Source organism: Pseudoalteromonas sp. CO109Y (assembly GCF_004208935.1).
GTDB classification, from domain to species: Bacteria; Pseudomonadota; Gammaproteobacteria; order Enterobacterales; family Alteromonadaceae; genus Pseudoalteromonas; species Pseudoalteromonas shioyasakiensis.
Genome location: NZ_SGPD01000027.1, coordinates 179,162 through 200,713 on the forward strand (window position 1 = coordinate 179,162; position 21,552 = coordinate 200,713).

The 21,552-nt window shown below is 41.1% G+C and carries 20 protein-coding genes; 7 read left to right on the forward strand and 13 right to left on the reverse strand.

Annotated elements, in window-relative coordinates:
* Nucleotides 1-13 precede the first annotated feature (13 nt).
* Nucleotides 14-1,204 carry an MFS transporter gene (locus EXT43_RS10710; RefSeq protein WP_130166953.1) on the reverse strand — a complete coding sequence of 397 codons (1,191 nt, stop codon included), beginning with the start codon at nt 1,202-1,204 and terminating at the stop codon, nt 14-16.
* A 267-nt stretch (nt 1,205-1,471) separates the two neighbouring features.
* Between EXT43_RS10710 and EXT43_RS10715 the strand changes: the two genes are divergently transcribed.
* Entirely contained in the window at nt 1,472-2,323 is an 852-nt protein-coding gene (locus tag EXT43_RS10715; protein ID WP_130166954.1) for a universal stress protein, read from the forward strand.
* 104 nt (nt 2,324-2,427) lie between these two features.
* Nucleotides 2,428-4,560 (forward strand): TonB-dependent receptor, encoded by a 2,133-nt coding sequence (locus tag EXT43_RS10720; RefSeq protein WP_130166955.1) that lies wholly within the window; start codon nt 2,428-2,430, stop codon nt 4,558-4,560.
* 350 nt (nt 4,561-4,910) lie between these two features.
* Here EXT43_RS10720 and EXT43_RS10725 read toward each other — a convergent pair whose 3' ends face one another.
* From EXT43_RS10725 to EXT43_RS10740, 4 genes are all read right to left on the reverse strand, one after another.
* Nucleotides 4,911-5,768, reverse strand: a complete 858-nt coding sequence (locus EXT43_RS10725; RefSeq protein WP_130166956.1) for an AraC family transcriptional regulator — start codon at nt 5,766-5,768, stop codon at nt 4,911-4,913.
* 85 nt (nt 5,769-5,853) lie between these two features.
* On the reverse strand, nt 5,854-8,721 hold the full coding sequence (locus tag EXT43_RS10730) for a prolyl oligopeptidase family serine peptidase (RefSeq protein ID WP_130166957.1): 2,868 nt from the start codon (nt 8,719-8,721) through the stop codon (nt 5,854-5,856).
* Nucleotides 8,721-9,272 (reverse strand): hypothetical protein, encoded by a 552-nt coding sequence (locus tag EXT43_RS10735; protein WP_130166958.1) that lies wholly within the window; start codon nt 9,270-9,272, stop codon nt 8,721-8,723. Before EXT43_RS10735 ends, EXT43_RS10730 begins: the two co-directional genes overlap by 1 nt.
* A 490-nt stretch (nt 9,273-9,762) precedes the next feature.
* Nucleotides 9,763-9,909, reverse strand: coding sequence for a DUF2986 domain-containing protein (locus EXT43_RS10740; RefSeq protein WP_064971746.1), 147 nt, complete (start codon nt 9,907-9,909; stop codon nt 9,763-9,765).
* Nucleotides 9,910-10,065: 156 nt separating this feature from the next.
* Between EXT43_RS10740 and EXT43_RS10745 the strand changes: the two genes are divergently transcribed.
* Nucleotides 10,066-11,556 carry a dipeptidase gene (locus tag EXT43_RS10745; protein ID WP_130166959.1) on the forward strand — a complete coding sequence of 497 codons (1,491 nt, stop codon included), beginning with the start codon at nt 10,066-10,068 and terminating at the stop codon, nt 11,554-11,556.
* 65 nt (nt 11,557-11,621) lie between these two features.
* Here EXT43_RS10745 and EXT43_RS10750 read toward each other — a convergent pair whose 3' ends face one another.
* The 4 genes from EXT43_RS10750 to EXT43_RS10765 all read right to left on the reverse strand — a co-directional run bounded on the left by EXT43_RS10750 (nt 11,622) and on the right by EXT43_RS10765 (nt 14,696).
* A complete protein-coding gene (locus EXT43_RS10750; RefSeq protein ID WP_130166960.1) occupies nt 11,622-12,413 on the reverse strand; it encodes a putative porin in 792 nt (263 codons plus the stop codon).
* 126 nt (nt 12,414-12,539) lie between these two features.
* On the reverse strand, nt 12,540-12,968 hold the full coding sequence (locus tag EXT43_RS10755; RefSeq protein WP_055021449.1) for an OsmC family protein: 429 nt from the start codon (nt 12,966-12,968) through the stop codon (nt 12,540-12,542).
* A gap of 89 nt (nt 12,969-13,057) precedes the next feature.
* Nucleotides 13,058-13,210, reverse strand: a complete 153-nt coding sequence (locus tag EXT43_RS10760) for a DUF2256 domain-containing protein (RefSeq protein WP_082401584.1) — start codon at nt 13,208-13,210, stop codon at nt 13,058-13,060.
* Complete coding sequence (locus EXT43_RS10765; protein ID WP_130166961.1) at nt 13,200-14,696, reverse strand: deoxyribodipyrimidine photo-lyase; 1,497 nt, start codon at nt 14,694-14,696, stop codon at nt 13,200-13,202. The genes EXT43_RS10760 and EXT43_RS10765 overlap by 11 nt, the downstream gene beginning before the upstream one ends.
* Nucleotides 14,697-14,864: 168 nt before the next feature.
* Between EXT43_RS10765 and EXT43_RS10770 the strand changes: the two genes are divergently transcribed.
* Nucleotides 14,865-15,152: an EF-hand domain-containing protein gene (locus EXT43_RS10770; protein ID WP_055021451.1), complete on the forward strand. Its 288-nt coding sequence runs from the start codon at nt 14,865-14,867 to the stop codon at nt 15,150-15,152.
* Nucleotides 15,149-15,616, forward strand: a complete 468-nt coding sequence (locus tag EXT43_RS10775; RefSeq protein WP_054561972.1) for a hypothetical protein — start codon at nt 15,149-15,151, stop codon at nt 15,614-15,616. Before EXT43_RS10770 ends, EXT43_RS10775 begins: the two co-directional genes overlap by 4 nt.
* 55 nt (nt 15,617-15,671) lie before the next feature.
* Here EXT43_RS10775 and EXT43_RS10780 read toward each other — a convergent pair whose 3' ends face one another.
* A complete protein-coding gene (locus EXT43_RS10780; protein WP_130166962.1) occupies nt 15,672-16,271 on the reverse strand; it encodes an NAD(P)H-dependent oxidoreductase in 600 nt (199 codons plus the stop codon).
* 188 nt (nt 16,272-16,459) lie between these two features.
* On the opposite strand from EXT43_RS10780, the gene EXT43_RS10785 reads away from it, so the two are divergent.
* The gene (locus EXT43_RS10785; protein WP_054561970.1) at nt 16,460-18,382 is read left to right on the forward strand and encodes a S9 family peptidase; all 1,923 of its coding nucleotides are present in this window, start codon (nt 16,460-16,462) and stop codon (nt 18,380-18,382) included.
* A 60-nt stretch (nt 18,383-18,442) separates the two neighbouring features.
* Here the strand turns inward: EXT43_RS10785 and EXT43_RS10790 are convergent, their stop codons facing one another.
* Genes EXT43_RS10790 through yghU form a run of 3 tightly spaced genes read right to left on the reverse strand, consistent with a single transcriptional unit; the run spans nt 18,443 to nt 21,061 of the window.
* The gene (locus tag EXT43_RS10790; RefSeq protein WP_054561969.1) at nt 18,443-18,829 is read right to left on the reverse strand and encodes a hypothetical protein; all 387 of its coding nucleotides are present in this window, start codon (nt 18,827-18,829) and stop codon (nt 18,443-18,445) included.
* Nucleotides 18,830-18,887: 58 nt separating this feature from the next.
* Entirely contained in the window at nt 18,888-20,186 is a 1,299-nt protein-coding gene (locus EXT43_RS10795; RefSeq protein ID WP_055021473.1) for an MFS transporter, read from the reverse strand.
* A 35-nt stretch (nt 20,187-20,221) separates the two neighbouring features.
* A complete protein-coding gene (gene yghU, locus EXT43_RS10800; RefSeq protein WP_063529842.1) occupies nt 20,222-21,061 on the reverse strand; it encodes a glutathione-dependent disulfide-bond oxidoreductase in 840 nt (279 codons plus the stop codon).
* 111 nt (nt 21,062-21,172) lie between these two features.
* Here yghU and EXT43_RS10805 point away from each other — a divergent pair, with 111 nt between their 5' ends.
* Entirely contained in the window at nt 21,173-21,547 is a 375-nt protein-coding gene (locus EXT43_RS10805; RefSeq protein WP_058585519.1) for an STAS/SEC14 domain-containing protein, read from the forward strand.
* Nucleotides 21,548-21,552 lie beyond the last annotated feature (5 nt).

A 21,552-nucleotide genomic window follows, 5' to 3' on the forward strand; every position in this document is an offset into this window, starting at 1 on the left:
TTTGACTAACTGGTTAACTTTCAACGCGTAATTTTTTCATTTGTATTGCGCTTAATGACCACATCATAAAGCCGCCTAAAAAGAGGGCTGCCGAGACATAACCCGTTTGACTGGGCAATGCACCTTGGGCAATGGCCATACCACCAAGCCAAGGGCCAATGGCATTGGCTGTATTAAATGCGCATTGTACGAGTGCACCTATCATGGCATGGCCTTGTGGTGATACATCCATTAATAGTGATTGAATAACAGTACCCAAACCAACACTAAAACCAATAAAGAAAATCACCGCGTATAACAGCCAAATATTGTGGCTGGCACTGACATAACTGGCTGCAAATACTACAGCACCAATTAGCGCTGCGCCTGTGGTTTTTAGTGGTGAATGGTCGGCTGCCTTTCCTAACACATAGTTGCCTAAGGTGCAGCCAATACCAAACATGATCATAGCGATTGATATAGTGTAAGCGGGCGTATGAGTCACAATTAAAATAGTGTCGGCAATGTAAGTGTAAACACAAAATACGCCGCCAAAACCAATAATAATGATGCCTAAAATAGTCCATACTAGCTTGTTCTTTAATACACTTAACTCATCGAGAATTGAAGTGGGTGATGAGTTCTTAACGTTTGGTACGTATTTTACAATTAGCACTAAGGCAACAAGAGCAAGCACTGCGGTGCCAGCTAAACAATAGCGCCAACTAAAGTTTTGCCCCACTAAGGTGACCATGGGCACACCAACGATAGTAGCAATGGTTAAACCCATAAATACTTTTGACATAAAGCTTGCGCGTTTATCGGAAGGGGCGATATCGGCTGCCAATAAAATAGCAGCGGCGAAGTAGGCACCGTGTGGTAAACCACTTAAAAATCGAAATAAAATAAGTTGTTCAAGCGAGTTTGCAAAAGCACTTAAACCATTGAATAAAAACATCATACTGACAAACATCAACAGTGCATTTCGCTTACGCATGTTGGCGGTTGTGATCATAAATAGTGGGGCACCGACAACTACGCCAATCGCGTAAGCACTGATGGCATAACCACTTTGCGCTGGCGTAGACGAAAATGTTTCGCTGATCAGGGGCAACATTGGCATCATAGAAAATTCTGATAGGCCCAAAATGAATGTGCCTAAAGCCAATACTATCAGAATGGTAAACGTGCTTGCGTTGCCTTGGGAGTTGGCTACGTTAGTCATGCAATTCCTTTAAAATAAATTTAAAAACAAAATAGATTTTTGATAATTGAAAATGCCAGTAACAAATACTTTGTTCTGGAGTAGAGGTGTGTGCCCAGCGCTATTGTAATACAAATTAATGGGGTTGATACAGTACTTTTTGGAACGTTCTATATTTGTTTGCTATAAGAAAATAACCTGAACTTCTTAAGTCTTTGCTGTTCAAAATAAATACAGAGAAAAAGCCAACTATACTTGGTGAATTAAATTGGTTTAAAGGAGAGTGTAATGAAAAAGATATTTGCTTGTATCGACGGTTCATGCATGACCGATGCGGTGACAGAAGCGGCTATTTGGATTTCTAAGCGCTCCAGCCATCCAATTAATTTTCTGCATGCATTAGAGCCACCTTTGCCACAGGGCAGTGATGATTTAACCGCAATTATTGGCTTAGGTTCGCAAACCTCATTGTTAGAGCAATTGGCAAGACTTGAACAAGAACGCAACAAAGTAGCGTCGCAGCATGGTCAATTATTGCTAGATGAAGCAATGAAAAAAGCCGAGCATGCAGGCCTAACCGAGATTGAGCAACAGCAGCTTTCAATGAGTCTTGTTGATGCCTTACTTGAACATGAAGACAATGCCCGCGTGATGATTATAGGCCGCTCTGGTAAAGGCCATTATGATGATTTTAAAGTACTGGGCTCACATATTGAAACGCTGATCCGTCAGGTGCATACCCCGGTTGCGATTGTGCCGCCGCAATTTCATGAGCCCACAAACTTTATGCTGGCTTATGATGGCAGCGAAAGTACCGACAAAGCGATTACACAAATTATCAAGGGCGGTATTTTATCCGGCTTAGATTGCCACTTGGTGATGATTGATAAACAAGACGGTCACTGCCAAGACAAACTTGATACTGCCTCAGCAAGGCTGGCTGAAAACGGCTTTAATGTGAGAGCGCGCATGCTCGATGGCGATGTTTACCAAGCGCTGTGGCGATATAAAAGTGACCACGCCGTTGACTTAATGGTGATGGGCGCATTTGGTCACTCTAAATGGCGGCAATTCTTTTTAGGTAGCACGACCTTAAAAATGCTTGAAGATAGCCGTATTCCATTAGTGGTGCTGCGCTAAGTTGTTTACCTGTGACAGGGTGCGACAATATGTCACGTGTTCAGACTAATTAATGAGTTTTATAATCAGCGTCATTAATTATTTGCTTTGATTTTAAAAGAGTTATGAACACGCAATTTTCTCGCCCTGGTTTTTTATTTTCTAAAATCGCTGCAGCACTTAGCTGTGTATTAAGTATTTCGGCCTTTGCTGATGATTCTATTGAAGTGATAGAAGTACAAGGTCATGCCCAAAATAACCATCAATTAGTTGGCTCTGCAGACGCGTTACTGAAAGATTTAGGTGTTGATTTTTCTGCGGCTGGAGGGGGGTCTAACTTGCCGGTGATGAACGGCATGATGGGCGATAGAGTTAAAGTTTTAGTCGATGGTGCTGATGTTACAGCAGCGTGTGCTAACCAAATGAACCCGCCACTCTCTTATGTGTCGGCAAACCAAATTGCCTCTTACAGTGTCGTTGCTGGTGTATCACCGGTAAGCAGTGGCGGTGATAATATTGCTGGTGTTATTAGGGTAAATACGATTGCCCCTGAATTTAGTGATACAGACTCAGTGAACTGGCGCGCAGGCTATGTTACCGCCCAGTACAAGAGCGTTAACGATAGCCAAGCATACGCGCTAGGTGCCAGCCTTGCGAGCAAACAGTTTAGCTTGTCTTACCAAGGCAACTTTGAAGATGCGAACAGCTATGATGATGGGCATGGTGAGCGTGTACTTGATACTTTATATCGAGTGCAAAATCATGCCTTAACGGGCGCTATTCGTGATGAGAAACAACAGCTTGTAGTTAAGCTGACGCATCAAAAGATTCCTTACCAAGGCTTTGCAAATCAATACATGGATATGACCGATAACACCAGTTATGGTTTCGTTGCTCAGTACCAACGTGAGCTTGAAAATGGTGATTTGCAGGTGCAAGTGAATGCGCACGATGTAAAACACGAAATGGGTTTTTTCAGTAATGAGAAAACCGGCATGATGCCAATGAATACCGATGCACAAGATTACAGTTATCAAGTTCATTGGCGCACTGATTTATCAAAACAGTCATCATTAATGCTAGGGCAAGAATATTACGGTTATCGAATTGATGACTGGTGGCCAGCGGTTGCAGGGTCAATGATGATGGGCCCAAATGAGTACGTAAACATTAACGATGGCAAACGTGACCGCCTTGCGGCATTTGCTGAGTACCAAAACCAAGTAAACCAAGCATGGTGGGTGTCGGCAGGTGTTCGTGTTGAGCAAGTCACCACAGATACTGGCGAAGTGCAGGCTTATAACGAAGGTGGTATGAGCGGTATGGCTAATATGGGTTCAATGATGGACATGTCAAAAACCGACGCCCAAGCTGCGATGGAATTTAACCAATTAGACCGTAAACGTGACGACACTTTAGTTGATATCAGCTTACTTGCTCGTTATCAATTATCGAACAACGATGAGCTGCAATTTGGTTTAGCTCGTAAAAACCGTGCACCTAATTTATATGAGCGTTATAGCTGGGGTGTAGGTACGATGGCAACCACTATGATTGGTTGGTTTGGCGATGGTAATGGTTACATTGGTAACCCAGATTTAGAAGCCGAAACAGCCCACACATTGAGTTCTAGCTACACCAAACTTGCCAAAGACGATAGCTGGCAAGTAACGGCAAATGTTTGGTACACGCAAGTAAATGATTATATTGATGCTGAAGTGACTAAGAGCTTTAATCGCACCGACATGGCGCATACCAAGCGTAATATTCTTACTTTTACGAACCTAGATGCGACACTTTACGGTGCAAAACTGGCGGGCTTGGTAGAGCTTTACAACACAAAGCAAGCAGGAAAGTGGCAGTTAAAAGGCTCACTAACCAGTACTCATGGCGAGCGTGATGATAGCAATGAAGACTTATATCAAATTATGCCACTGCACACTGAGCTGAGCCTAGAGCACGAATACAAAGGCTGGCAAAACGCACTGAGCTGGCAATGGGTTGATAGTAAAACCCATGTTGATGAGCGCCGTTTAGAAAACCAAACCGACAGCTATCAGCTATTGGCTATCTCAAGTCAGAAAACGTGGCAAAATTTAACCTTTAAGTTAGCAATTACCAACTTACTTGATGAATATTACCAACAGCCGCTTGGCGGTGTAAGTATTGCTAATTACAAGCAAGATATGAGCAATGGTTTTGAACAACTTGCAGGGCAGGGCCGCTCGTATAATGCCAGTGTGAGTTATAGGTTTTAGAGAAGGGAGTTGCTAGAGTAAAGTTAGCGAGTTGCTAGGGGAAAGAGAGCTGTCAGCTATCAGCCGTCAGCTTTCAGATTAAAAATCAGAGTTTCTAGTTACGAGAGTAAAGTTAGCGAGTCAGGTCACGTGCTTGATACAAATGTGAAATAAGCTGTCGTAGGCGTGAAATTTATTTCGCGCGAGGGTGCTTTATTTTATTCACGGCTAAAGCCGCTCCCACGTTTTTTGATGTAGGCGTGAAATTTATTTCGCGCGTTATCTTTTTATATTGCGCGATATAAAATCGCGCCTACAATATCTCGCATCTCGCATCTCGCATCTCGCATCTCGCATCTCGCATCTCGCAATCATTTTATCGGCAAATATATATCCGTTTGCAGGTCACATTCATCAACTTCATGGATGAGGTTGAGGTAATGAAAGAAGCAAGGGAAGTCTCGGACTTCTTCGCCGCTTTGCACCAGCCATTCACGGTATAAGTAGTAAACTGTATCGCTAATGGTGTCATGAGAGCCATTATGACGAACAACGGCGCAGCGTCCTGCTGGAATTTCACCATTTCGCACACCTTGCGGGTTTTCAGTAATCGGTGAGGTGATACTGCCTGCGAAGTCAAAACGAAACGCATCGTCTTCAGTGGTGGCCGGATCGCTATACGGGATCCCATACGTGTTACTGGTTTTAACAGGTGAAAAGCCTGATTCTTTGCGCCACTCAATAAATTGTGCAGCGGTATTCATCAGGGTATTAGCAGCGCCATGGTGGGTTAATAAAGCCACCGGCTGTGCTTTAAAATCAACAATGTTTACATTCATAGGGGAAACCTTTTTGTCAGGTAATGAAAATTCAAACTGTGTGTGCCAATTAGGCCAGTTTGGTTTGCTTCTGAATTCGCTTGGCGACTGCGTAAAGGTGCGCTTAAAAGCACGGCTAAATGCTTCTGGGCTATCAAATTGTGCTTCTAATGCAACATCAATAATTTTAAGTTGATGTTCAAATGCAAGTCGAAATGAGGCACGCTTTAAGCGCGCAAGCTGTGCATATTTGGTAACGCTTAGGCCAACTCCAGCGACAAATAAACGATGAAAATGATATTTCGAACAACATGCCACCTCACTGAGTGTCTCCAGTGATAAAGGTTCATCAAGATGCTGGCTAATGTAGTCACAGACCAGCTCAATGCGTTGTTGTTGCTTCGTTTTCATGGTTACTCGTTAATGCTTTTCAGAAGTGGGGCCAGTTTGCCATGGCCCCTAAGTCGTTACCTGATTGAAATTGCGCATTTTGAGTTTAGTTGATAGCTGTCACTTTAAAGGTGTTTTGATAGAGCAACTGTTGGTTTGCGCCCATCACATTTAATGTCCACGTACCTGGCGTCGATGTTTCATCTAAAGTGCGGTAGGTAGACCATTCGGTAATTGGGTCGCCCCACAGAGTCTGATAGTAAACAAAATCATTGAGCGCTTTATCGTCAGGAGTGAAGTGCCATTTGGTAAACACAACAAGTCGATCTCTACGAGTATCGAGGCCATCACGATTCATGTAAAACTCTATGCCAAAGCGTTGTTCATCATCGAGTTTATAGATGAAATCTAATTGCTTTGATAGCTGTTCTATTTCAGGTTCACCGTTAAACTTATCGGAAAGTACTAGTTTAAATAATCCTTTGCGTTCTAACTCCAAAATAGCATTCGGGTAATTCAAGCCATAAAGCTTAGCTAAGACACTGTGAAGACCTTTTAGCTCATTCTCGGAGTAGTTTCCTTCTTGCATAATGATTGATATTTGTTCTCGAACATGTTGACGAGATTCATGATCAACTTTATTTGCATAGCTATTAAGCATAGATAAACACTTATCTACATCTCTGATTTCATTATCAGCGATACAATAGATAGAGGCTAAGTTAAATGCATTATCAACACTATGTTCTTTATCAAAGGCTGTTTGAAAGAACTCTTTTGCTTTATGATAATCCGGTTTAACTAGCTTACTCACAGAGTATATATAGCCTAAACGCTCCAGCGCTTGCTCATAGCCTAATTCTGCCGCTCGAGAGTAATACTCAATAGCTTCTTTGATATCGATTGGTCTATTATCACCACGATGATAATAACTACCGACATTAAACATTGCTCGGTCATGATCTAAGTTGGCAGCTAATTGGTAGTAGTCAAAGCTTTCTTTTTTACGATCAGTTTCTATAGTTTTACTGTCAAAAGTATCTGCTAACAATATGGCATCACGTTGAACCGCTTTCTTTTCTGATTCAGTATAATTAGTCAATGTACTGTTTAGATTAAGTTTTCTTTCAAGAAAGTCGTTAGCTAAAGCTGCTTCTACTTGATCGTAATACCAAATCTGATGACCATGCCCAGAGCGTTCGAAAAACGCTTTTTCAACATCATGACCTAAACGCTTTAAAACATAGTAAAAGCGATTACTTTGCTCAAAGCCCGATATTTCATCTTGTTTGCCAGCAATAATAAGAACAGGGGCTTTTAAAGATGTAGCCTGATAGACGGGGGAAATATCTTTTAAATCTTGGTTATATTCACCAACAGTACGCTCAATAAGCTCTTGATAATCTCTAGTTAAAGCGATATTACTTGCGTTATACAGTAGAGGTAAGTCATAAATACCAAAACTTGCAATCACGCATTCGTAAATATCAGGGTGTTTAATTGCCAGCATCACCGCAGAATAACCACCATAGCTTGCGCCAATAGAGCAGGTATGTTTAAAGCTATATTGTGAAAGAATTTCTGCCACTGCGGCAGAAATGTCTTGTTCGATAAGGTTACCAAATTGACCAACACCGCTTTCTAAAAATTCTTTACCAAACCCTGCTGAGCCTCTGAAATTAACACGTAAAATAGTAAAGCCTCGAGAGGCAAGGTATTGCACCTCAGGGCTAAACTCATCACTTTCACGAATACCTATTGGGCCACCATGTGGCATCACTAATAATACCTGCTTATCGTTGTTAATAGGTTTGGTTAAGTAACCTTCTAGGTTAGTTCCATCGTAGGCTTTAAAGTTAAAAAACGTTGTTTTAGCGTACGTTGCGTCTTTATTTTTGGCTACAGAAAACAGTAACTCCATGTGATTTGTTTCTGATTGGTATAAATAGTATTTGCCAGGTACGGTGGCTGAGTGACTGAATAAAATTTGTGTCTTACCATCGATAGAGCTATCAACCCAAAAAAACTGTTCGTCTCCTAAAGCTTCCGCAACTTTGCTATGCAATTGCTCATAGGCGTCAATAAAATAATCGGTAGTATATTTACCATGCTTGATATACGAGGCAGCAATAAGTTTGCCATTATCATCAAGCTCAGCGGACTGAATGTCATATTTTGGATGTTGATAAAGTGTGTCGGTGATTTCTTGCGTGTTAATATTAAAAAGGCTCACCTGGCTCTTATCGGTATTTTTGTTGGTAATGACGGCAAGGTGATCTTGGTCTGTAAATCCAACTGGTAAAAACTGATAATCTGCGTCAGTGAGAGTAAAAATCGGGATCCACTTTTTATTGCCAATAACCTTATAGAAGAACTGTAAACTCTTTTCATCTTCATCAAATTTTGCAGTAAAAAGCTGCTGTTTGTGCTCGTCAAAGAAATAGCTATAGGCACCTTTTAAACCTTTTTCTATAGGAGTATAAGAGCTGTAATCATTACTGTATAAAGCTGTTAAGGGCACTTGATAAAGCAGTGTGTTTTTCTTATCAGGTTTAGCAAATAAGATATGTTCAGGATCACTGAGTAACCTATCTACGATGTAGCCTTTTGCTTTAACTCTATGCTGTTCAATTTTTGGTTTTTTTTCGCCTTCAATAACATTCACGACGACTTCAAAATCGTCACTATCGCGACTTTTTACACTGATAAAAATATCATCGTCTGTTAACCATTGATAATTGTAAAAATCATTATCCTCGTCGAGTTTGACGATATAGTACATTTTCATCGAATCCATATCGATGATATTGAGGGTTTTGGTTTTGTCTTCTTGCGCTTCTAAAAAGCTGATCCAACGGCCACTGGGCGATACTTTAACTTGGCTTTGATCGGGCGAATACATTAAGTCTTCACTCGATAATATTTCAGCATGCAAGGGAAAGATAAAAAATAATAAGATAAGTAGCTTTTTCATTATTTTGCTTCCTGCTGCGAAAATGTTTGTTCCAAATAATCAAAGAATGAGTCCTCCCCTGGGCCGCCATAATTTAGCGAGCGACCAGACAAAATCGTTGGGAAGTTTTGTTCCATGTATTGCAGTGCTTCAGAGCTTCTGTTTTCTAAAACAATGTGAGAGCGGGTATACCAAAAACCTATCGTGGAAATATCTAAATGACCTACATAGTTGATTTTTTTAGCAGAAAGGGTGAATTGCCAACTTTCTTCATCGTTATCAAATTCAAGATAGGAATATCGATTTAAGTTTAAGCGTGTGATGGTGTAATCACCCAGTGGTAGATTCGCTAAAATATAATTGCTACCACTTCGAATGTCCTTAGCCGTAAGAACAAGCGACTTTGGGCCATCAATATAAATGGCTTTTAAACTACGGTTAGTTTCAATGCCAATCAGTAGGTAGCCTTCATCGGCTTTAGATAGTGTGTCTCGGTCTTCTTTTATGTTTGTAACTTTAGATGAGCATGCACTTAACAAAAGCGCACAGCTAAGCAGCAATAAACGTCTCATTCCCTTGTATCTTATTGTTGTTATTTTATTAATTTTAAAATACTTAAAAATCGGAACTATGTGAAGCACAATTTGTGAATGAGTGTGAAAACAGTTGAGTTGCTAGGCGTGAAATTTCTACGCGCGAAACCAGATTGCACAAAGAAAAGAAAATGACGAGCCTTCAGCTTTCAGTTTGAAAACCAGAGTATCTAGCTACGAGAGTAAAGTTAGCGAGTCAGATCACGTATCCGATACAAATGTGAATTGAGGTGCTGTAGGCGTGAAATTTATTTCGCGCGAGGGTGTTTGTTTTGTGGTGGCGTTTGAGACGCGCCAAGCAAGCTTGACGCCTACGGTGTAGGAGGCGTTTTAACGCCGAACAGCTTTATTTTATTCACGGCTAAAGCCGCTCCCACGTTTTTTGATGTAGGCGTGAAATTTATTTCGCGCGTTATCTTTTTATATTGCGCGATGTAAAATCGCGCCTACAACCTGACCGCTAGGTATTTTAACTTTCCTGCTCAGCTTCTTGCTGTGCTAACTTTTCGCGTTCTGCCTTTGAGATGTAGGCCGGTTTATTGCTTTTATGCAATTTTGCATTGGCGCGCTTATCTTTTTGCTTAAGTTTAGTGAAGATCTTTTTTCTGCGGTTCATGAGTCTAACAAACGAATTAATAGGGTGAGTGGCTATTGTACCTTGTTGGTATTTTTAAGCGATCTATTTTGCTTGAATTAGAGATGTTATGTCGGCGTTATAAGCGTTACAATCAAGGCGACTTTCTAAAAACCTTCTTAAACTCTGGAGCTTATCTTGAAACATTCATTACTTGCTGCATTTTTATTAAGTGCTTTCTCTAGTCAGGCTGCTGTGTCTGAGCAAAGTGAAAAGCTGGCTAACTACGCGGTAGAGCAATATCAACAAGCGCAAATTCATACCTTAGAGAATTTAGTTTCGTACCCAACGGTAAATAAAGAAGGTCTAGCGACTCCAGATAATCCAGATTTCATTGGCTTTAAGTCGTTCTTAAAAATGAAAGCGGCGCAGTTTGGTTTTGATTATCAAGATTTAGGCTACACAGTGTTAATTGGCATGGGTAACCAAGCTGACAAAGTAACCATAGTAACCCATGGTGATGTGCAACCAGCAGACGCCAGTAAATGGCAGCAAAGTCCATTTGAAATGGATAAAACCTCTGAGCCAGGAAAGCTAATTGCACGTGGTACAGAAGATGATAAAGGTGCAATTGCGACTGCACTGCATGCGATGAAGGCGATTAAAGACAAGGGTATTACATTAAATAACCGTATTGAATTAATGGTTTACCTTGCAGAAGAGTCTGACTGGGCACCACTCGAAGAGTTCATGAAAACCTATCAGCAACCAAAATACGCTGTCACTATTGATGCTTCATACCCTGTGGTTGTTGCAGAAAAAGGCTGGAGCTTAATTGCCCCGACTTTCTCAGCGACCTCTGCACAAACAGGCTTATATGTTAGTGACTTAAAAGGCGGTGCCTTTGTTAGCCAAATCCCTGAAGATGCCAGCGTGTTAGTACATAACGCTGATGCGGCAACTGTGGCTAAATTGCACGATAATGTCGCTAAGCTTAAAAACGTCAAAGTGGCGATGACAGAGCAAGACAATGGCTTGTTAGTCCAAGTGAAGGGGATTTCAGCGCATTCATCTGAGCCAGAAGCGGGTGAAAATGCTATTGCGCACCTTGCAGAAATCTTTAAAGGTATTGATCTTGAGAACAATAGCGATGGTCAAGCAATTGAGTTTATCAATCAGCTAATTGGTCTTGATTTATACGGCGCGCAATTCGGTGAAATTGGTTACAAGCATGACTTTATGGGCCCGATGACGGTTTCGCCAACCTTATTAAGCCGCGACGGTAACGACATTAAACTGTCGATTAATATGCGTCGTCCGGTAGGTAAACAAGAAGCTGTGCTTAAGCAGCAAATTAATGAAGCGCTTAGCGCTTGGCAAACCACTAATAATGTCACCTTAAAAGACACTAAAGTGGTAATTGGTACGCCAATGCTGTTAGATGGTGCGCCTCATGCAGAAGCATTACTCGATATCTTTAAGCACTTTACCGGCGATAAAGACGCGGGCTTTGTGTCAATTGGTGGTGGCACAAATGCTAAGTTATTTGATAATGCGGTGTCATTTGGTCCATCAATGCCAGGTAAAAAGTACACAGGTCACTCAGAGCATGAGTTTATTACTGAAGAGCAGTTAGCACTGAACTTAAAAATGTACACTGCAATGATGATGAAACTAGGTAATATGTAATTCTATAAACTGAAAACGCCACTTTATAGTGGCGTTTTTGTTTAAAGCTGTTGGCTCATATCAGTTTAAAACTGGGCAACAAACTTAAGGTTATAAAGTTCAGCAGAGCCGCTTTCAGTGTAATTCGCGGTTAAATAGTATTTATCATTAATAAAGTACTTGCCTTGTAAAACGAGTTCAGAATCATCCAAACCTGCGCCTATGGCATAGTGATCGCCGAAGTAGTAGCTGATCATGGCACTGCTTGCTGAATCATAAAGGCTGTCTTGGTGGCCAACATCGACGGTAATGTAATGGCTGCCGCTTAAATGATTAAAGTATCTGGCAGAGATATTCCAAACGTCGAGTTCATCATCTGTTTCTGCGCTAAAACCAAGGTAATCCTTATCGTTTATTTGGAGGTTATACTGCGCTTTTAAGCGGAAATAATCATCACCATATTCACGTACATCCCTATTTACAGAGACTTTTAAGGCATCGGCAAATAAATAGCCTATTCCTAAGGTATAGTCATCAGCATAATCAACATCGTAAATTTCACCTGTAACAAACCAGTTTTTATAAAATCCTTCACCAAACAAGCCAAGATAATCAGTGTAATCGCTATTAAAGTAATTCACTCGAATGTTTGAATCTGTATCTAGGTAGCCATAATCATCAAGTACCCCAGAGCTCTGTTGCTCCTCAAAGTAGTAATGACTCACTAATTGGTAAGCATTAAAACTATATCTGTGATTCTCTATGTGCGTATAGTCGATACTATTGAACCATTGTTTACTCACCTGTTGTTCTGTTGCGATAGAGCTGTTTGAATAAGCAAGTATTGCCAGAGCAATAGGGGCTAGTTGTTTAAACATACATATCCTTGTTGTATTTGGTTTTATTTCATAAAGATAATACAACAAGCAGCTACTTACATTGTAATAAAGTGTTGTGGGTCTGTTAGTTTGTGAAAAGGCCAAGCAGTGCTTGGCCTACAGAGATTAGTTAAGCGTTGTGGTGAGTGATATTTCGGCATTCATCAGTTTAGAAATAGGGCAGCCCTGCTTGGTTTGCTCACAAAGTTGCTCAAACTTTTCGCTCGAAATTTCTTTTATCTTTGCACTAACATCAAGTGCAATGTGGCTCACTTCGAAGCCCTCATCAACTTCATCAAGGCTCACTGTTGCTTTGGTGGTTATGTCGTCAGCGACAAAGCCTGCTTCAGTTAGTGCAAGCGATAGTGCCATGCTAAAACAGCTACTGTGTGCCGCTGCAACCAGCTCTTCAGGGTTAGTACCTGGCTTATCTTCAAAGCGAGTGTTAAAGCCAAATGGCTGTTTCTCAAGCGCGCCACTTTGACTAGAAATATAGCCTTTGCCAGATTTAATATCACCAGACCAACTCGTATGTGCAGATTTTTTAATCGTCATCGTCATCTCCTTTGTAAATTTTTTCGACAACCGTGAAAGGCTTTCAGGGTTTTGTGCCGAAAACTATGAGTTAACGATATAAGTGCAACTTAAACGCCAATATTTCTTTTTGCTTCACGCTTGCAACGTTCTGAGCAGTACTTTACATGCTCCCAGTCACGTTGCCACTTCTTACGCCACATAAATGGCCTGTCGCAAACGGGGCAGGTTTTGCTGGGTAAATTAAGCTTTTTATGAGCCATGTCGTTGTCTTTTAAGGCTTATCACATGCTTATTCAGTACGGCTTTTGTGCCACGCTTTACATCATCACGTTCTCGAAATGACCATAATCGCTCACGTGCTTGTTTGGCTGCATGTTCAATATCTACCATAGGCTCAGGGTAGTCTTCGCCGAGTTTAAAGTTATTAAATAAGGCCTCCATTGGCGGCTGTTGCCATGGCTGGTGGAGATCTTCTATGGGTAAGTTTTTAAGCTCAGGGCACCATGTTTTAATAAATATGCCATCTGGGTCTTTGTCTTCAGATTGCTTTATTGGGTTATACAAACGAATCGTGTTGGTTCCTGTGACAGATGCTTGCATTTGGATTTGTGGGTAGTGAATACCAGGCTCAAAATCTAAAAAATAACGCGATAAAATAAAGCTGACGGATTGCCAATGAATGTTCATATGATGAGTCATAAAGCTGACTAACATAGCGCGCATTCGAAAATTAATGTAACCCGTTGCTGCTAGGCAGCGCATGCACGCATCAATAATTGGAATGCCTGTTTGACCTTGCTCAAAGCGCTTTAGGTGCTCAGCAACATGTTCATCATCACGATAAGGGTAGTGCTTGTAGCCCGCATTTTGCGGTGCAAACTCCATGCTGCATTGAGTTTCGAATTTTTGCATAAAATGGCAATGCCAGTGAAGCCTTGACTCGAAAGCATATAATGAGCGACGCCAACTTAAAGGCTGCTTTGCTAAATAGTATTTTAGAGTTTGATAAACTTGTCTGAGGCTCAAGTTGCCAAAGGCTAAGTAAGGCGAAAGCCTAGAGCATGAATCTCTACTTTTGGAAGGGCTCGAGATGCCACTTTGGTAGTTCTTTGCACGTTCTTCTACAAAGCTCTGTAGGCAAGCTCTGGCTGCATGAGGGCCACCATATTGAAACTGCGGGTCGTGCTTTAGAAAATCATCAGCACAGGTTGCTGCTTGGTAATTATTAGGCAGAACTGCATTAAATGCTTGCCAATTTGGCGTTACAAGACGTTGGTTCATCACGCCATGCCAATGTGTTTGCCAATCAAATTGTTTAGGTCGTGCTCGTTTTACACCTCCAAGTGGCGTTTCGTGCCATGGAATTACTTTGCTGTTTAGCCAGCGTTTGACCTGATTATCTCGCTCAAAGCTATTGTAAAGGCCTATTTCTTCATGACTATAAACCCCTGCGATATCAAAATTTTCACTAAGGGTTTCTAACAAGGTAATCATTTCTTGATTATAAATGGCGATTTCAGCGTTATATTTTTCGAGCTGTTGGTTGATGTCTTTAAGTGACTGAGCAACAAAACGCCAGTGCCTAAAGCTGTAATGGGGGTCTTCGAGTAATAGGGGCTCAAAGTTGTAAATAAGTAAGCAAGGCAGCTCTGATGCAATTGCACTGGCAAGTGGCTGATGATCAGATAGTCTTAGGTCACGTTTAAACCAAACAAGATTTACTTTTTGTTTTTTTGAGCCTGCCATAAACGTGGAGTTGAAAATTGCTTTGGTGCTTATACGTAGCAAGTCACAACTTAGATTAATTACTAAAGCAATCCACAAAGTTTCCACATTTGTAGCATATTGCCCACACACTTTTGGATGGTATTCAGATTATGCTTACGGTCAATTGAATGACATAAGAGGTTCGCTATGAAGCAATTATCTGCACTTTCTGTTTTAGCTATTTCGTTGTTAGCCACAGCGCCCGCTTGCTTTGCTCGCGACCATCAAGGCGGTCCACCCCAGCGACCTGACTTTGCATCGATTGATATAGATGGCAATGGGGCGATTGATTTTACTGAGTTTAGTGAACAGCCTATGCCAGAAGATATGCTGCAAACCATTTTTAATGACATGGATGCTGATCAAAATGGTGAAGTAACTGAAGACGAGTTCAACAACCATAAACCACCAAAACGTAAGGAAAATCAACGATGATCAACAGTGTTTCATCGGGTGCGAATTTTCAGCCCATGCAACGACCCCAAGCAGAGCCGTTGACCAGTGAGCAAACAGAGTTAATGAATGAAACCTTAGCTCAGTTTGATCCTGAAAACTTAACTGCAGAAGATGCACAATCTATTATGCAAACATTTATGGATGCGGGTATTCAACCGGGTCAAGAAATGGAAGCAATTATGGCTGAAGCTGGCTTTGATGCCGCTGAAGTCGGTGAATTAGGTCGTCCTGAAGGTGAGCGTCCACCTGGTCCGCCACCACCGCCGCCAAGTGGTAATTCACTTGAGCAGGTTGATAGCGAAGAAGTTGTCAGTTATTTAGATGAGCTGTTAGCGCAATATTCTGATCAGCTGGGAGAAGAAGATAAAGAAGCGATTCTAGCCTCTGTGCAAGAAAAGTTTGGTTTATCTGAAGGTGATTCGCTGTTATCGGTCACAGCGTAAATCACAAAGCGGTCATGATGACCGCTTTTTTATATCTAGCTTTATTAATCACATATTAAAGTGACGCGGCGAAAGCCTTTATTTCGTTCTGTGCTGCTTCTAAGCTTTGCTCTGCACCTGGCATTGCAAGGCCTTCAGCGTAAATAAAGTTAACATCAGTCATACCCACAAAACCAAGTACATCTTTTAAGTATTTAGTTTGTGTATCCATCTCTGTGCCTTGATATACACCACCACGCGCAGCAAGTACCACTACTTTTTTGTCTTTAATTAAACCTACAGCGCCTTGCTCTGTGTATTTAAATGTAATACCAGCACGAGCAATACGATCAATCCAAGCTTTGAATGTTGATGGAATACTAAAGTTATACATTGGCATACCAATAACAATCAGTTCGTTATCGTTAAGTTCAGCAATTAAATCGTCAGAAATTGCAGCAAGTAGCTTTTGCTCATCGCTACGTTCGTTTGCATCAGTCATCCAAGCAGCCATTTCTGTCTGCGTTAAGTGAGCAATCGCATTGTCGCTTAAATCGCGAGTTGTTACTGAAATTTGTTGGTTGTTAGCAAGCTGCTCAACAAATAGTTGGCTAAGCTTGGTTGAATTACCTTGTTCACCATTTAAAGATGAATTTAACACAAGTACTTTTTTCATCATGTCACCTAAGAAAACTGAAGTTGTGCAGCTATTATAATTAGCAAAAATTAAATTAATAATGCTATTAATCGAGCGTTACGTTCGTTTTAATCGAATGGAAGAGGTGTCTAATTTTTTTGAATTAGTCTTTTTTTGTAATTTAATGTTACTATTGCCGCGACAATAAAAAAGAAATGGACTTTATTATGAAGTACTTACTGCTTACTCTTTTTGCAGTGCTGAGCTTAATGCCTCGTGCTGCTGAAAACACACAACTCCCTGTAGAATCATTCGCCTCTTTACGCGCTTTTAGCCAAGTAAAATTTTCGCCAAATGGTAAAAATTTATCGTTTATTCGAAATGTAAATGGAGAGCTGGTTTTAATGGTTTATAACCGTAAAACTAAAGAAGCTGATTCTATTATTCGTTCAGATAATCATACTATTTTCTTCGATTGGTATGAATGGGCAAATGATGAGGTACTACTTTTAGGTGCCCGCTATATTCAACGCCAATTTGGCGGCCCTAAATATACCTCTACCCGTTTATATGCATATAAAATTGGTGGTGATGGCAAGGCGAAACTGGCTATAAAGCCTAACTTTAATCGTGATGAACGCCAACCGCAATTTGGTGATCAGGTAATCAGCTTTTTACCCGATAAAAAAGATAAAATTTTAGTTCAAGGTGATTTTGATGTTGCCAATGCCCCTGGCGTGTATGAACTTGATTTAAGTACACTTCGTAAGAAAAAAATTCAGCGCTCACGTAGTAAAGTGATTGATTGGACAGCAGACCGCCAAGGTAATGTGCGTATTGCCCTAAAAATGGATGAAGACGAATTTGAATATATTCTTTATGACGAAGATCGAGATAACCGTAAAACGTTATTCAAATATAAAGCATTTAGCCCTGATGTAGTGACTGTTTTGGGCTTCGATAAAGACCCTAATATTCTTTACTTCAAAGCTCTTAAAGATGGCTATGATGCGCTTTATAAAATGGACCTAACGACCATGAAAAAAGAGTTAGTGTTCAGCGATGATAACTATGACTTCGACGGTCATATATTCTATTCATCTCTTACAGGTGAAGTAGCAGGGTTTACGCACTCTCAATTAGATGAGGGGATCCGTTACTGGGATGAAGATTTAAACAACCTTTATAATGGCTTACGCGCTGTATTGCCGGCAGATAAGTTTGATATTGATATTATTGATACCAGTAAAGAACAGCGTCAATATGTGGTTTACGTTTCAGGTGAGCAAATCCCTGGTACCTATATGTTGGGTGACCGGGATTCTAACGAATTAACTGCATTTGCCTCGGCATTTCCAGATGTTGATGAAACTGTTTACAGCGGTAAAAAGAAAATTAGTTATAAAGCCCGTGATGGGTTAACTATTGAAGGGTATTTAACTCTACCTGTGGGTTACAAAGAAGGTGATAAGTTACCAACTATTGTGTTCCCGCATGGCGGGCCAATGGCTCGTGATTACGCTGGTTTTGACTATTGGACTGCGTTACTTGCTTATAATGGTTATGCAGTACTGCAACCAAACTTTCGTGGTTCAAGTGGCTATGGCCATGAATTTGAGATGGCTGCAGTTCAAGGTTTTGGTAAAGAAATGCAAGATGATTTGCAAGATGCGGCGAATTGGCTTGTTGAAGAAGGTATCGCTAATAAAGATAAAATTTGTATTGGCGGGGCAAGTTATGGTGGTTATGCCGCATTAATGGCAGTGGTTAAACACCCAGAAACATTCAAATGTGCAGCAAGCTTTGCTGGCGTTACTGATCTTGAGCGTATTGTTAGTAAAGCGCGTTATTTCACTAATAAAGAAATTGTGCGTAAGCAATTTGGAACTGATGGCGATAAACTAGAAAAAGTGTCGCCTGTTAATTTTGCAAAGCAAATTAATCGTCCGGTGCTATTGGTTCATGGCTCTGATGATAATGTAGTGCCTGTTTATCATAGTCGTGAAATGGATGATGAACTTAAAGACGAAGGCAAAGATGTTACTTACATTGAGCTCGAAGATGGCGATCATTACTTATCGCACCAGCCGTATAGAATTAAAACGTTGAAAGCGTTTTTAGAGTTTTTCGATAAGAACTTGAAAAACTAGAATTAGCAAAGAAAAAGGCGACCTAGGTCGCCTTTTTTAATACCTGATTCTGCGTCAATTTTATTTATAAGCTAATTCAGCATCAATATTGCGCATTAAGTTGGTAACCCAATTGATATATTGGCGGTGGATTTTTTTGCCATTGTAATCAAGGTTTATCGAATCTTTGTAATCAATAGAATATTCTTGCTCGTTAAACGTAATATCAACGCGTAATTGGTGTTTACGAATATCAAGTTTACCTAAGATTTGGCCTTCGGCATTTGAACGACACGTCCAGCCTAGTTTCATACATGCTTTTAAAATATTGGTTTTGATACTTTCAAGGTCATGTTGGCCAGACGCCATTTGCGGTACAGGGTTTGCGTCAAAGTTACGAATAGGCACACTGGTGCTACAAGCAGAAAGTGTAAGTAGCGTAAGAAGTGCAAGAGCTGCCTTTTTCATAGTAAGTCCTTTTTGGAAATAAAATCAGCGCGATTATGCGCTTTTTTTACTGTAGGGTCTAGGCATCGGGTAAAAACCACGCACTAATTGCACCAAGTAAGCCTAAGATACTGTAGAAAAAAATTAACTCAGCAGTCGTTAAGTAGGTATTTAGTAAGCCGACGCTACCTAGCAGTAATAATATAACTCCGATCACCGTATTACTAACAGAGACATAGTCAGTGCGCTTGTTTCCTTCAGCCATATCAACAAGGTAGGTTTTACGACCAAGGCGAACCCCTTGATGAGCTACGGTGAGTAAAAAATAACAGAGCGGTAATAGCCAAAACTCATTGAGCGTTTGTGGGCTCAGATAAGCAACTAAATAAACGGCGAAACCGTTGAGGGTGACGAGCATTGCAGCAAACACTAATACCTTGCGGCTCGATAAGTCACTTAGTCGACCCCAGATAGGCGCAGAGACTAAGCTGGCAAGCCCAGAAAGCGCCATAAACGTAGCAAGTAGTGAAAAGTCGAAAGCCTGTTCACTAGCAAGAACGATATAAAACGGGGCGCTCAAAGCAGAACATAGCAACAACGCACGAGTGATAATAAAGTGAGCAAATTGTTTATCTTGGTAAAGCAGTTTTAATTTTGATAAAGCATGCAAAAAGCCGTTTTCAGCGCCCTCGGTTGCGCCCTTGTATTCTTGAATGCGGCTATAACTGAGCGCTGCAAACAGCCACATTAAAGCGGCCAGCATTAAAGCAACATACACCCCATTTTCATAGCCAAGGCTTTGTAGATACCATAAACCAAGACCAAATGTGAGCGTTGCAAATCCTGCAAAACTCGCAGCAAGACCGCTAATGCTGCCTCGTTGTTGTTTAGGTATGACCTTGCCTAATACATCTTTTGCAGCAATGGAATTAAAGCCACGAGCAAGGCTAAAGATAATCAAAATAGCGATGATAGCAAAACCTGCCGTTGCACCTTGAAGTGTTAAAGCACAAATAAGCATGCCTACAATACATAAAGCTTGCACTATGGCGCCAATCACCCATACCCACTTTCTGACAGGCAGCCTACGAATAGCACTTGCGATGGCCAGTTGTGGCAACATTGAGCCTGACTCACGAATAGGCACAAGCCAAGCAATAAAACTACTTGGTACATTAATGCTTTGTAAAAGCCAAGGCAGGGTCACTTTAGGGTTTAACAGGGCATCTGCAAACTTACTAAATAGTTGGCTTACTAATAAGGTAAGAAAATTGCCGGGCACTACTTTACAAGCAGCTTCATCAATTGCTTTGCAGGCACGGGCATCCTCGGTGTTACTGAGGCGTTGGTAGATATCTTCTTTACTGAGCTTTTGCATACTTTTTATTTTTATGAAAAAGGGCATTTAAGCCCTTAAAAATCTTCCTTAGAGTGGCGCTCTGCTAACTGCTCAGCTTCATCACCCCATGTTTTGTTTACTCTGCGACCTCTTTGCACTGCAGGGCGGCGCTCAATTTGTTTTGCCCAGCGCATCACATGGCTATATGACTCAACATCTAAAAACTCTGCCGCATCGTATAAATTGCCAAGTACCAAGCTGCCATACCAAGGCCAAATAGCGATATCGGCAATTGAATATTCGCTACCAGCCATGTAGTCATGGTCGCTTAAATGACGGTTTAATACGTCTAACTGGCGTTTTACTTCCATAGTGAAGCGATCAATTGGGTACTGCATCTTGAAAGGGGCATAACTATAAAAATGACCGAAGCCTCCACCTAAGTATGGGGCAGAGCCCATTTGCCAAAATAGCCAATTTCGACATTCTGTTTTACTAGCGTGATCGCTTGGGATCAGCGCATCAAACTTTTCTGCCAGGTATTGTAAAATTGCACCTGACTCAAACACGCGAGTAACGGGCGTTGTACTGTGATCCATTAAGGCTGGGATTTTTGAATTAGGGTTAACACTTACAAACCCTGAAGAGAACTGGTCACCATCGCCAATTTTAATTAAAAATGCATCGTAGTCAGCTTCATCAATACCAAGCTCTAATAGCTCTTCGAGCATGATAGTCACTTTTTGGCCGTTTGGTGTCGCAAGCGAGTAGAGTTGTAGGTCATGTTTACCAACGGGCAAGTCTTGCTCGTGGGTTGCACCTGAGACCGGACGATTCGTCTTCGCCCATTCACCACCGTTTTCTGCATCCCATTGCCACACTTTAGGTGGCGTATAACTGTCGGTATTACTCATTGAAACTCCTAAATTGTGCTTTAATGAATGTCATTACGAGATTACCATCCTAGTTGATCAGATAGAGCAAGGGAAGTACAGTTATTAATTATGAATAACCAGGAGGATGTCATGAAAAAGCATGGTTTAGCCATTGGCCTTGAGCGAACTGGCACGACTTTTTATCTCACAATTAAAGTAGTCGGAAAGCTTACCCACGAGGATTATAAAACTCTCACTCCTCTTATAGATAATGCTGTAGCAGCAGTTCCGAGTGCAAAAATAAGAGCCTATGTTGATATTACTGAGTTAGAAGGCTGGGAGTTACAAGCGGCGTGGGATGATTTTAAGTTAGGCCTTAAACATAACAAAGAGTTTTGCCGTATAGCTGTGCTTGGTAACAAAAACTGGCAACAAGTGGCAAGCAAAGTGGGTAACTGGTTTATCAGTGGCGAAGTGAAATACTTTGAAGATCCGATCATTGCCACTGAGTGGTTACACGAATAAGGAGT